This window comes from Sphingorhabdus sp. 109, from assembly GCF_902506555.1.
Lineage (GTDB): Bacteria > Pseudomonadota > Alphaproteobacteria > Sphingomonadales > Sphingomonadaceae > Parasphingorhabdus.
Genome location: NZ_LR732707.1, coordinates 2,816,008 through 2,827,957 on the forward strand (window position 1 = coordinate 2,816,008; position 11,950 = coordinate 2,827,957).

General features: G+C 58.4%; 14 protein-coding genes. 7 read left to right on the plus strand and 7 right to left on the minus strand.

What is annotated here, in order from left to right; genetic code table 11:
- Window positions 1-18: 18 nt before the first annotated feature.
- The 7 genes from rpmI to BOSE62_RS13305 form a co-directional block, all read right to left on the minus strand.
- Window positions 19-222, minus strand: a complete 204-nt coding sequence (rpmI, locus tag BOSE62_RS13275) for a 50S ribosomal protein L35 (protein ID WP_159646979.1) — start codon at window positions 220-222, stop codon at window positions 19-21.
- Between the two features lie 129 nt (window positions 223-351).
- Window positions 352-1,131: a histidinol-phosphatase gene (gene hisN, locus BOSE62_RS13280; protein ID WP_159646981.1), complete on the minus strand. Its 780-nt coding sequence runs from the start codon at window positions 1,129-1,131 to the stop codon at window positions 352-354.
- Between the two features lie 14 nt (window positions 1,132-1,145).
- Window positions 1,146-1,619 carry a DUF2269 family protein gene (locus BOSE62_RS13285; protein WP_159646983.1) on the minus strand — a complete coding sequence of 158 codons (474 nt, stop codon included), beginning with the start codon at window positions 1,617-1,619 and terminating at the stop codon, window positions 1,146-1,148.
- The gene (locus BOSE62_RS13290; protein ID WP_159646985.1) at window positions 1,616-2,929 is read right to left on the minus strand and encodes an SDR family oxidoreductase; all 1,314 of its coding nucleotides are present in this window, start codon (window positions 2,927-2,929) and stop codon (window positions 1,616-1,618) included. The genes BOSE62_RS13285 and BOSE62_RS13290 overlap by 4 nt, the downstream gene beginning before the upstream one ends.
- 75 nt (window positions 2,930-3,004) lie before the next feature.
- Window positions 3,005-3,412, minus strand: a complete 408-nt coding sequence (locus BOSE62_RS13295) for a hypothetical protein (protein WP_159646987.1) — start codon at window positions 3,410-3,412, stop codon at window positions 3,005-3,007.
- A gap of 35 nt (window positions 3,413-3,447) precedes the next feature.
- A complete protein-coding gene (locus BOSE62_RS13300; RefSeq protein ID WP_159646989.1) occupies window positions 3,448-4,383 on the minus strand; it encodes a ribose-phosphate pyrophosphokinase in 936 nt (311 codons plus the stop codon).
- Between the two features lie 103 nt (window positions 4,384-4,486).
- Complete coding sequence (locus BOSE62_RS13305; RefSeq protein WP_159646990.1) at window positions 4,487-5,251, minus strand: LytTR family DNA-binding domain-containing protein; 765 nt, start codon at window positions 5,249-5,251, stop codon at window positions 4,487-4,489.
- A gap of 164 nt (window positions 5,252-5,415) precedes the next feature.
- Here BOSE62_RS13305 and BOSE62_RS13310 point away from each other — a divergent pair, with 164 nt between their 5' ends.
- From BOSE62_RS13310 to BOSE62_RS13340, 7 genes are all read left to right on the plus strand, one after another.
- Entirely contained in the window at window positions 5,416-5,946 is a 531-nt protein-coding gene (locus tag BOSE62_RS13310; protein ID WP_159646992.1) for a DUF2306 domain-containing protein, read from the plus strand.
- A 40-nt stretch (window positions 5,947-5,986) separates the two neighbouring features.
- The gene (locus BOSE62_RS13315; RefSeq protein WP_159648048.1) at window positions 5,987-7,642 is read left to right on the plus strand and encodes an NAD+ synthase; all 1,656 of its coding nucleotides are present in this window, start codon (window positions 5,987-5,989) and stop codon (window positions 7,640-7,642) included.
- Complete coding sequence (gene gltX, locus BOSE62_RS13320; RefSeq protein ID WP_159646994.1) at window positions 7,639-8,976, plus strand: glutamate--tRNA ligase; 1,338 nt, start codon at window positions 7,639-7,641, stop codon at window positions 8,974-8,976. The genes BOSE62_RS13315 and gltX overlap by 4 nt, the downstream gene beginning before the upstream one ends.
- A gap of 152 nt (window positions 8,977-9,128) precedes the next feature.
- Window positions 9,129-9,782: an energy transducer TonB gene (locus BOSE62_RS13325; protein WP_159646996.1), complete on the plus strand. Its 654-nt coding sequence runs from the start codon at window positions 9,129-9,131 to the stop codon at window positions 9,780-9,782.
- A gap of 96 nt (window positions 9,783-9,878) precedes the next feature.
- Window positions 9,879-10,286 (plus strand): hypothetical protein, encoded by a 408-nt coding sequence (locus BOSE62_RS13330; protein WP_159646998.1) that lies wholly within the window; start codon window positions 9,879-9,881, stop codon window positions 10,284-10,286.
- Window positions 10,280-11,260 (plus strand): bifunctional diaminohydroxyphosphoribosylaminopyrimidine deaminase/5-amino-6-(5-phosphoribosylamino)uracil reductase RibD, encoded by a 981-nt coding sequence (gene ribD, locus BOSE62_RS13335; protein WP_159647000.1) that lies wholly within the window; start codon window positions 10,280-10,282, stop codon window positions 11,258-11,260. Before BOSE62_RS13330 ends, ribD begins: the two co-directional genes overlap by 7 nt.
- A gap of 46 nt (window positions 11,261-11,306) precedes the next feature.
- Complete coding sequence (locus BOSE62_RS13340; protein WP_159647002.1) at window positions 11,307-11,915, plus strand: riboflavin synthase; 609 nt, start codon at window positions 11,307-11,309, stop codon at window positions 11,913-11,915.
- Window positions 11,916-11,950 lie beyond the last annotated feature (35 nt).

Genomic DNA, 11,950 nt, shown 5'->3' on the forward strand with positions numbered 1-11,950 from the left:
AATGTCGCTGCGGCGGGATTAACCCAGACCGTATGGCGCCCATTTCTTGACTGTCCGGGCATCCGCATCACACAATTTCTTGGTGCCGCGCTGCTGACGGATATATTTGCTGTTATGGCTCATCAAACGGTGGCGTTTGCCGGCGACGCCGTGCTTTACCTTGCCGTTCGCAGTGATCTTGAAGCGTTTCTTCACACCACTTTTGGTCTTCAACTTGGGCATTTTGGTCTCCTCTAGATGGTACCGTTACGGACACTTGTGGCAGCCCAACACTGGCCAGAGCGTCACTTCGGAAGGGCGTCTTTAGCGGGATTCGGCAGGAATGCAAGGGATATCAAGAGAGAAAATCCCTCAATGATGGCAAGCAATAGCCTCCAGCACATCATCCACCCGCGCGTGATCACCGATCGCCAGTACATGGCCGTCTGATTCAGCGTGCAATGGTTCGCCGTTCCAGTCGCACATCATCCCGCCGGCGCCATCGATAATCGGGGCGAGGGCGGCGAAATCATGGAGCAGCAGGCCCGCTTCGCAGACGACATCGACATGGCCGCTGGCGACCAGGCCGTAATTGTAGCAATCGCCGCCATAGATAATCTTGCGCGGCGCAACTTTGCCGGCCAGTCCCATGAAATGATCGGCGTCATGCTCGTCGAAAAGGTGGGGAGAGGTGGTGGCGAGAACGGCGTCCTTGAGTTCCCGGCAGCGCGCCGATCTGGCCGGCTGGCCGTTGAACAATGTCTCGCGGCCGACGACGCCGACCCACCGTTCTCGTGAAATCGGCTGGTCGATTATCCCGATCAGTGGAAAGCCCTCCTGCATCAGTGCGATCAGGGTGCCGAATATCGGCCGCCCCGCGATGAAACTGGTGGTGCCGTCAATCGGATCGAGCACCCATTGTCGCGATGCGCCTTCATTGCGCGTGCCATATTCCTCGCCGATAATGCCGTCATCCGGCCGTTCCGCTTCGATGATCGCCCGCATGGCGGCTTCTGCCGCGCGATCTGCTTCGGTAACAAAGGTCGAGTCGCTTTTTGCTTCCTGGTCAAATTTGGCGCGGAAGAACGGACGGATAGCTTCGCCCGCAGCTTCTGCAAGTTTTTGCGCAAGTTCGATATCTTTGGGTGTCATAACTTGTCCTATCGTCAAAAAACTGATTTGGCGAGCATCAGCCAGACAATCAGCAAAATTGCTGCAAAGGCGGGAATGCCAAGCGCGAACCAGACCCTGTAGAGCCGGTAATATTCCGGTGGCAAGGCAGAGTGCGTCTCGCAGGACTGCCGTGCCAGGTTTCGCAGACGCAACTGGATCCAGACGACAGGAAGCCAGCACAGCCCGATGAAAATATACAGTGCCAACGACCAGATTATCCAGGGTGTCATAATCGGCCATCCGGTCAGAGCGGCCAGCCAGAATCCGGTGATCGGTTGAACGATCACCGCCAGAGCGGTGAACAGGAAATCTGCAACAACCACGGTATGGGCAACATGGGCAATAAGTTTTGGATCATCGGTGCGATGGGCCATCAGCATGAAAAACGCAATTCCCGCGCCGGTACCAATCAATATCGTTGCACCGATTATATGCAGCCACTGGGCGAAGAGCAGCAAGTTGCTCATCTTTTATCCAGCGCGATCAGGCAAGTCATGGATAACCCAACGCACGCGAGGGCCTTGATCAGCGGCGCCAACGGGTCAAGCCAAAGCAGTGGTGTCAAAATCGTGCCACCGGCCAGATAGGCGAGCGAGATTGCAATGGTGCCGACCAATGCTGCCCGCACCGTTTTGCGAAAAAGCAGCCCGGCACCCAGGATCAGATCTGCGACGGCTCCGCCGTAGACCATGATCAACGCGATATTGGACGAAAGATATGAGCCATCCAGCAGCGCAGCGGCTTCGTCAGCCTTCCAGATTCCCAGCAGGCCCGAACCCAGCCAGAGGAGAGCGAGCATTGCCAGAAATAGTGGCAGTCCGAGCATCAATTGCGCATGGATGCGGTCCTGCTTTCCTGCCGGGAAGCCCTCCAGAACCTGTCCCAGCGCAATGGCTGGCCGTCCGAGGATGATCGCCGTCTGCTCAGACTGGCCCTGCACTCCGTTGATGAGGGATCGGATTGCGTTGCTACGCATCGGAGACCGCCAGCCGAGCCAGCCAAGCGCGTCGGACATCATGGCGGCGATTTTCGTTAGAAGGCGCCCGACGGGAAGCTTCCGGCCGACGGCGCCAAATCCGAGCCATTCCCGGTGCAGTGCAATGATCTGATCGACGGGCCGGGATTCGGTTTCCACGAGATCGTAGGAACCGGCCAGCGCAACAGGCCGGGCGATAGCATTCACGGTCGCTTCCACTACGTCGGCAAGTGCGATGCACTGGATTTTGCCGAAGCCGGTCAATCGCGGTGCGAAAAGGGGAAGGGCGGCAATCATGCGGATCAGTTCGGTGCCGCCATAACTGTTTCTACCGATCACCAAGCCCGGCCGCAGAATTGTTGCCGTGAGCGCCGAATTGTGGAGCTGTTGATCGGCACGGGCCTTGCTCGTCATGAAATCATGTGCGGCATCATTTGACGCGCCGCAGGCCGATATCTGGATAAATTGAGAGATATCCGAAATCTCGCATGCTTTGATCAGTGCGAAGATGGCGTCGGCCTGAGTGATATTGACATCGTTCCCCGGGCTGGACTGCAAAACTCCACTCGCATTGATGACGACATCGACTTCGTGCAGCAGAGGCAACCAGCTTTGGGGGTCACAATATTGGCGAAGATCGCCTTTACACCATTGGATATCCGGGAGAATGGCCCGGCCATAGGAAAGATTGCGACCGAAGCCGGTGACTCGATGTCCGGCAAATGAAAGCTCCTTGGCAATGGCGCTGCCAATGAAACCATATGCCCCCAGAACCAATATCGACTTTGGATTCCGATCCAACGGACGGTCAATCCAGTAGAATGGTCGCGGAACTTTCTACGACCGGATGATCTGGAAGTTGAAGAGAGCGAGAGGTCATGGCTGGTCCGTCTCGACAAGGGGTGGCCGCCAAGTCCACAGGTAGAGGATCAGGCCGGTGATGATGAACATCGCACAGCCGGAGAGAACCCAGGCATTGGCATACCAATAGTCACCCCAGGTAAATTGGCCAGCCATGATCTTTTTCCAGCCGTTGAAATGCTGCATTCCGGCGACAACCAGCCCAAGTAGTGCCAATGTTGATGCTATCCACCGGTTGAGCCAGTGCATGGGGTTGGCCAGTAAAAGCAGGCCAAGCAGTCCGATGACCGTCCTTTGTGCGCGGCAATAGGGGCAGATGTAAACCCAGTCGGCCCATTCGGTAAACCATGCGAATAGCGAGATAAATATCGCCAGCAATGCGATATGGATGCGATATTTCAACAGAAGTTCAAAGCTGGGCATTGTCCTCTCCCGAAATCGGAAAAATGCTCTCCCGACTAGTCAAAAAGGCTGCTCACCGAGCTTTCGTCCGCAATTCGCTTGATCGCCTCTCCCAACAGAGGGGCGATCGGCAGGATGCGAATCCGGTTCGAATCGAGCGCGGATTGCGGCGCGCGGATGGTATCGGTGATGATCAGCTTGCGCAGCGAGGAGTTGTTGACCCGTTCGACCGCCTTGCCGGAAAGAACGCCGTGCGTGATATAGGCCGCAACATCGGTCGCGCCTGCCGCGATCAGGGCATCGGCGGCGTTGCAGAGAGTGCCGGCGCTGTCTGCAATATCGTCGATCATGACGCAGAAACGACCTTCCACATCACCGATTATATTCATCACTTCGGACACGCCAGCCCGTTCGCGGCGCTTGTCGACGATGGCGAGAGGGGCGTTGTCGAGCCGTTTCGCCAGCGCCCTGGCGCGCACCACGCCGCCAACGTCGGGGGAAACAACCATGATATCCTTGTCGGCGTGACGCGACTTGATGTCTTCGCTGATCACCGGGGCGCCGTAGAGATTGTCGGTCGGAATATCGAAAAAACCCTGGATCTGGCCGGCATGAAGGTCGACGGTCAGGACCCGGTCGGCACCGGCTTCGGTGATCAGATTGGCAACCAGCTTGGCCGAAATCGGCGTGCGGGGTCCCGGCTTCCGGTCCTGCCGCGCGTAGCCGAAATAGGGGATGACCGCGGTGATGCGCTTGGCTGACGCGCGGCGCAAGGCATCGATGCTGATCAGCAATTCCATCAGATTGTCATTGGCGGGATGGCTGGTCGACTGGACTACAAACACGTCCTCGCCCCGAACATTTTCATGAATTTCGATAAAGATTTCATCGTCGGCAAAGCGCTTGACGCTGGCGTCGGTGAGCGGAATATCCAGATATGCTGCAATTTCCGTTGCAAGGGGCAGATTGCTGTTGCCCGACATGAGTTTCATAATTGTGTTCCCCGATCCAGCGGCCCGCCAGAATCTCCAACGGAACCTCGTGATGATTTTGCGACCCTGTTAAACAGGTGCTAGCTGAATCAAAAGAGGCTTTTCATTTAATCCATCCTATTTGTTTGAGAGCGGCCACCCGGTTGCGGGCAACCGGAATTTCCAGACTATTGGTGAGCAGCAACCGCCAGTTGCGATCCTGCCGCTTTGCCGACGCCACGGCTTCGGCCGCAACCCACCAGCTGCGGTGGACCTGATGGCCCTCGATGTGTTCCATCTCGCGAATTGCGTCGCCCAATCGCATTAACAGCATCTCGCTGCGCTCTGTTGCGTGGACGCGGACATAATGGTCTTCTACGCCGAGCGCGAGTATCGTGTCGGGAAAGCCCTGCGGCAGCCGGTTGTACAGGGCTGGCAGTGGCAGGGTATGATCAGGCCCTTCTCCGTCACCCTGATCGCCGGTCGACCGATACTCTCGCGGAAACAAGTTTCGCATGACCAGAGAAATGCCCAGGCCGATACCGATAACCTGAAGATAGAGCAGGGCAAAATCGTCACTGAACATCAGTCCCTGCCAGCGAAAACCGTTGATCATGAAACCGATCATCATCGATAGCGGTAAGCCTGCGACGAGCAGTGCCATGGTCATGGCACCCCAGTAAGGAACAGTGGTCGCTTCGTGCAGCCAGATAGCGGCGAAGCTGATCGGCCGGAATATCAAATAACCAACGAGGATGAATATTACCCAATAGGCCAATCGTAGCGCAAACGGCATCGCATAAGTGCCGAAAGGACCGAGCAGGCCCATGATCAGGCCGATGCCGCTGATAACGAGCAACTCGATCGCCAGTTGTTTTTGCCAAGTCATGGTCACGAGGGTTTCTTTAGCTACCCGTTCGCGTTTCGCCAACGGGCAAGTTCCGGTTTTCAAGCCATTTCACGAAGAAATATGGCGGTAGCCGTATGGGCAATAGCGACAAGCAGATAAAAGGTCCATGTTCTTGAAATCAAACGATAACAAGGAATGCCTATATGTCAGATAACAGCAGCATCGCTAAAGGATATTCCGTACCGGGGATGATCATGATCGCTGGGGCAACCATATTGCTCACGTTGCTGCTGATGGCATTGACCAATTTCGGATCCGGCAACGCCGCAGCGGCCGCCAGCGTCTCTGACAGGTTGACGCTGCCGGTCATCCTGCATCTGGCCACTGTAATTCCGGCGCTGCCCCTAGGCGCCTACATTCTGCTCAGACGCAAGGGGGATCGTCTACACAAGATCCTGGGCCGGACGTGGGGTGGCTTGATGATGACAACTGCGATCACCAGCTTCTGGCTGGGCCGCAGCGATGGTTCGGGCTTGTTCGGAACACATCTCGGGTTCATCCATATATTTGCGGTGGTTACTCTGGTCTCGATTCCGCTCGGCGTCTGGCAGGCGCGGATCGGCAATATCAAGGAACATTATCGAGCCATGCAGGGGCCCTATATCGGCCTGATCATCGCGGGAATTTTTTCGTTCATTCCGGACCGCATTCTCGGCAATCTCGTTTTTGGATAAATCATTTGCCGATCATGCCGCCCCTTTCTATCAGGGCCCGATGACCGACAAGCTTATCATCACCATGGCGCAACTGACTCAGAGTGTCGGCGATCTGCGCGGCAATGCCGATGCGATGATTGCGGCGCACGGCAGCAAGCCGGATAGCGATCTGATTGTCTTTCCCGAATTGCAGCTGATCGGCTATCCGCCGGAAGATCTGGTGCTGAAGCCGGCGGTCTGGGAGCGGGCGGAGGCGGAACTCAACCGGCTGGCCGCGGCGACTGCGGGGCCGGGACCGGCGATGCTGGTCGGATCGGTGTTCCGCGAGGATGACAGGCTCTACAATGGCATCGCCCTGCTCGAAGGCGGGCATGTCAGGGACATCCGCTACAAGGTCGAATTGCCGAATTACGGCACATTTGATGAAAAGCGGCTCTTCGCCTCCGGCCCGCTGCCGGAACCTATTCAATTCAAAGGCTGCAGGATCGGATTGCCGATCTGCGAGGATGTCTGGTTTCCGACCGTGTGCGAGCATCTCAAGGCGCAGGGTGCCGAGCTGTTTATTTCCGTGCACGGCAGTCCGTACGAGATCGAGAAGGACGACAAGCGTCTGGGACAGGTGGCGACGAAGCGGGTACGGGAAACGGCTATACCGCTGTTGTTCCTGAACCGGGTCGGCGGACAGGACGAGATTGTCTTCGATGGTGCCAGTTTCGTGCTCAATGGCGATGCGAGCGTGATGCACCAGTTGCCGGACTGGGACGAAGCGATCGTCGATACCCACTGGTCGCGGGAAGACGGCGAATGGACCTGTGCGCCGGGAGATATCCATCAACTGGATGATCATCCGGCCGATATCTACAACGCGATGATCGTCGGCTTGCGCGACTATGTGAACCGGAACCGGTTTCCGGGCGTGTTGCTCGGACTGTCGGGCGGGATCGACAGCGCCCTGTCGGCTGCGGTAGCCGTCGATGCCCTGGGCGCGGACCGGGTCTGGAATGTCATGATGCCCTCGCGCTTCACCTCGCAGGAAAGCCTGGATGACGCGGCGGGTTGTGCCGAAATGCTGGGTACCAGGCTGGACACCATTCCGATCAACCCGGCGGTTGAAGGCTTTGATGCGATGCTCGAGGACAGTTTCGCCGACAGCAATGTCGATATTACCGAAGAAAACATCCAGTCGCGGATCCGCGGCGTGACGCTGATGGCACTGTCGAACAAGTTCGGCCATATGCTGCTGACCACCGGCAACAAGAGCGAGATGAGCGTCGGCTATGCCACCATCTATGGCGATATGGCGGGTGGCTATTCGGTGCTCAAGGACGCCTACAAGCTGACCGTCTTCAAACTGTCCTCCTGGCGCAACCGCAACAAGCCGAGCCTCGGTCTCGGTCCCGACGGGCCGGTGATGCCGGAAACGGTCATCACCAAACCGCCAAGCGCGGAATTGCGGGAAGACCAGAAAGACAGCGACAGTCTGCCGGATTACGAGATTCTCGATCCGCTGCTGCACGGGCTGATCGAGGAAGAATTATCGGTCAACGACATGGTCGCGCGCGGGTTTGACCGCGAAACGGTGGTGCGGATCGAGCGGCTGCTCTATATCGCCGAATATAAGCGCCGCCAGGCTCCTCCGGGCGTCAAGCTGGGCACCAGAAATTTCGGCCGTGACCGGCGCTATCCGATCACCAACGCATTCAGGACCGTATGACCATAAAAACCCGCTTTGCCCCGTCTCCCACGGGCCACCTCCATGTCGGCAATATCCGGACGGCGCTGCACAACTGGATGTTCGCGAAGAAACAGGGCGGAACCTTTCTGTTGCGGCTCGACGATACCGATGGCGAACGATCGAAAGAGGAATATGTCGAGGCGATCCGTGCCGATCTGGCATGGCTCGGTCTGACCGCTGACGAAGAGCAGCGTCAGTCTGCCCGCTTTGACCGTTATGAAGAGCATCTGGCGAAGCTGAAGGCCGATGGCCGGGTCTATCCGGCCTATGAGACGGCGCAGGAACTGGACCTGAAGCGCAAGATCCAGCTCGGCCGGGGCAAGCCGCCGATCTATGACCGGGCCGCGCTCGACCTGACGCCAGACCAGATTGCCGCCTTTGAAGCCGAGGGGCGCAAGCCGCACTGGCGCTTCAAGCTGGATCACGAAAATCCGATCGTCTGGTCCGACCTGATAAGGGGTGATCAGAATTTCGATCCGGCCCTGTTGTCCGATCCGGTCATCCTGCGCGAGGATGGCAGCTGGCTCTATATGCTGCCCTCGGCGATAGACGATATCGAGATGGAGATCAGCCACGTTGTGCGTGGCGAGGATCATGTTGCCAACACCGCGGTGCAGATACAGATGTTTGAAGCACTTGGCGCAAAACCCCCGGAATTCGCCCATGAAGCCCTGCTGGTCGGGACCGAAGGCAAGCTGTCCAAGCGGCTCGGCTCGCTCGGCGTCAGCGGCTTTCGCGAGAAGCATATCGAGCCACAAGCGATCGTTGCCTTGCTCGCCCGTATCGGGACCAGCGATCCGGTGGAACCGATTGCCGACGTCGAGCAGCTGATCGCGACCTTCGACTTTGCCCGCTTTGGCCGGGCACCGGCGCGGTTTGACGACGAGGAACTGGTGCAGCTCAACCAGAAGATTGTTCATCTGCTGGACTATGCGGATGTGAAGGACCGGCTGCCGGAGTCCATGGATGCTGACGGCTGGGCGGTGATCCGGCCGAACCTGCATGATATGGGCGATGTCGACAAGTGGTGGCAGGTGGTGACCGGTCCAGTTGCGCCGCCAGAATTTTCGCCGGAAGACCGTGAATTTCTGTCGGTCGCCCATAGAGAGCTGGAAGAACTGGAAGCATCTTCCGGCTTGTGGAAAGAGCTGACCGGCACGCTAAAGGAAGCGACGGGCCGCAAGGGCAAGCCCCTGTTCATGCCGCTGCGGCAAGCTCTGACGGGACTGGATCATGGCCCCGACATGAATGTTTTGCTGCCTCTGATTGGCCGCGAAGAAGCGCTAACAAGACTATCAATATCAATAAGTTAACATGATTTTCTATAGCTGGATTTGCGGCTGCAACCACCCCTGATTGCATTTTACTATGTAATAGTATAACATTACAATCGGCGCTGCGGTGTGATAGTCGAAAAGGCACGGAGCCGCTCCGCCATGTTGAGGATGGTTGAGAGGACAGTATCATGAGCTATGTATCTGTATATGAAAATAAAATTCCGCGTTCGAAAGGCCTGATAATGACCGGCGCCGTGCATGCGGCGATCGTCGCGGCGGTGATCGCGATGCCGGCGATCGTGGTGCCGGATAGATTCGAAGGCACGATCCTGGCTATCCCCGAGAGAGTGCAGCCGACTCCAGAACCGGTGGTCGAAGAAGTGAAGCCAGACGTCAGAACAGCGGCGCCTGTACGGAAAACCGCACCAGAACCCCGGATAACCGACTTGCCGCCGATTCCAAAAGATCAATATGCAACGACCAGTCTGGCCAGCGCCTCGGTAGGAGAAGGCATGGTAATACCCCTGGAAACCATCACCATCAAACCCGATCCGGTGATTGTCGGCGCACGGCTTAACACTCGCTATGCGGACCGGTTCCAGCCTGCCTATCCGCCGGGCCAGTTGCGGCTGGAGCGGGAAGGCGAAGTCAGCGTCCGGGTACTGGTCGGGACGGACGGCCGGGTCAAGCAAATCAAACTGATCGATGCGCCGCATGAGGATTTCTGGGAAGCTACGCGCAGACAGGCGCTGAGCAAATGGCGCTTCACCCCGGAAACCAGAGATGGCAAGCCTTTTGAAAGCTGGATAACCCTGAAAGTCCGCTTTGAAATCAACAGTTGATCTACGGGCCAGCCGGTCGACCAGCGCTTTCCCGCGGCAAATTTGCGGGAAGGGCTGGTCATCCGGCCGTTGCCGCACTATCTGAACGCCATGGGAATGTTGAAAGATGTATCCGTTACCGGCGGTTTTGGTGATCTGGTTGCCGTTTTTCGCCAGAGTGAACCGGGGGAGCGTCTGCTTCCCGCGGTGATGGCGATTGCCTGCACCTCGTTCATACTGTTCCTTTTCTGGCTCGATCCCAAGGTAAATACCTACACTTATGTACCGCAGGAGGTCGTTTATGTCGAAAACTGGACACATGATCGCACCGACGAGGAAATTCTGCAGGACCGCTGGCAGGTCCAGTGCCTGAAGGACAAGCTGGCAGCCAAACGGCGCGAATCAATGAAGGAGCTGGGCCGGATGTCCGGCATGGATGTCGAGGCGATCGAGGCAGATATCGAAGCCGAACGTCTGGCGCGAGGTGAGGTTGAAGTCGATCGCCCGGCCGGTCTGCAATGCTGACCCCCCCCGGCGACGCACATTTCATGGCTGTTGCACTGGCTCTGTCGGAGCGGGGACGTGGCCGGACCGGTGCCAATCCCAATGTCGGCTGCGTCATCGTGAAAAAGGGCGTCGTCGTAGGTCGCGGCTGGACCCAGCAGGGTGGTCGTCCGCATGCCGAGGCGATGGCGCTGGCCGAAGCCGGAACCGCCGCCCGGGGCGCGGATATCTTTGTCACGATGGAACCCTGTGCGCATGAAAGTACTCGCGGTCCGACCTGCAGCAATGTGATCATCGAGGCCAGACCGAAACGGGTGATCGTCGCCACCCTCGACGCCGACGAGCGGACGAGACGCCGCGGCATTGACCGGCTTGGTGAAGCGGGCATTCCAGTATCGGTTGGTATTAGAGAACCGGAAGCGCGCCGCGCGATGGCGGGATTCCTGTGCCGGGTCGAGAATGGTCGTCCCTTTGTCACGCTCAAGCTTGCGATGTCACTAGACGGCTGCATCGCGATGGCCGACGGCTCCAGCCAGTGGATCACTGGCGATCAGGCACGGGCGCATGCCCATCTTGAACGAGCGCGCAGCGATGCGATCCTGGTCGGCGCCGGCACCGCCAGAGCGGACCGGCCCGGGCTGGATGTCCGGCTTGACGGGCTGGCCGATCGATCGCCGCAACCGGTCGTTCTTGGCAATGACAAGGATAAGCCGGAGCACTGGCTACAGCTGAACGAGCCGGCCGCGATTGCCGGTCTGGTCGATATCAACTGGCTGCTGGTCGAGGGCGGCGCACAAACCGCCACCTCCTTTCTTGCGGCGGGGCTTGTCGACCGGCTGCTGCTCTATCGAGCCCCGATCATCATCGGTGGCGGCCTGCCCTGCATCGGCGATATCGGGCTGGAAAAACTGGGTGAGGCGCATGGCCAGTGGCGGCGCACCGACCGGCGCGAACTCGGGCAGGATATGCTTGAGATATATGATCGCGCCGCCTAGGTTCCGCCGGGTTTGTCGCAAATAGACACAGCAAATAGGATCGCGCATGTTCACAGGCATTGTTTCAGACATCGGTACCATTGAATCGGTCGACCAGCGCGGGGATCTGCGCGTGGTGGTCCGGTGCGGCTATGCTATGGACGATGTCGATATGGGGGCCTCGATCGCCTGTTCCGGTGTCTGCCTGACGGTGGTTGACAAGGGGCCGGACTGGTTCGCCGTCGACGTATCGGGCGAGACCCTTTCGTGCACCGCGCAGGGCCAGTTTGCCGCCGGACGGAGACTCAATCTGGAACGGGCGCTGAAAGTCGGAGACGAACTGGGCGGGCATATTGTGACCGGCCATGTCGACGGCGTCGGTACCGTCTCCTCGAGCAACGCCGCCGGCGATTCGCGGGAAGTCGTGATCCGGGTGTCGAAAGATCTGGCGCCGTTCATCGCCGCCAAGGGATCGATCACGGTCGACGGCGTCTCGCTGACCGTTAACGCGGTTGCCGACGATGATGAGGGCGCATTGTTCACGCTCAATATCATTCCCCACACCGCACAGGTGACAACGCTCGGCGAGCTCGAGCCCGGCCGCGCGGTTAATCTGGAGATTGATATATTGGCCCGCTATCTGGCGAGAATGGAAAAAGTCCGGTCGCGGGGTTGAGCAAAATCGCAACCCGCCCGTGACGGTCGCGGCCC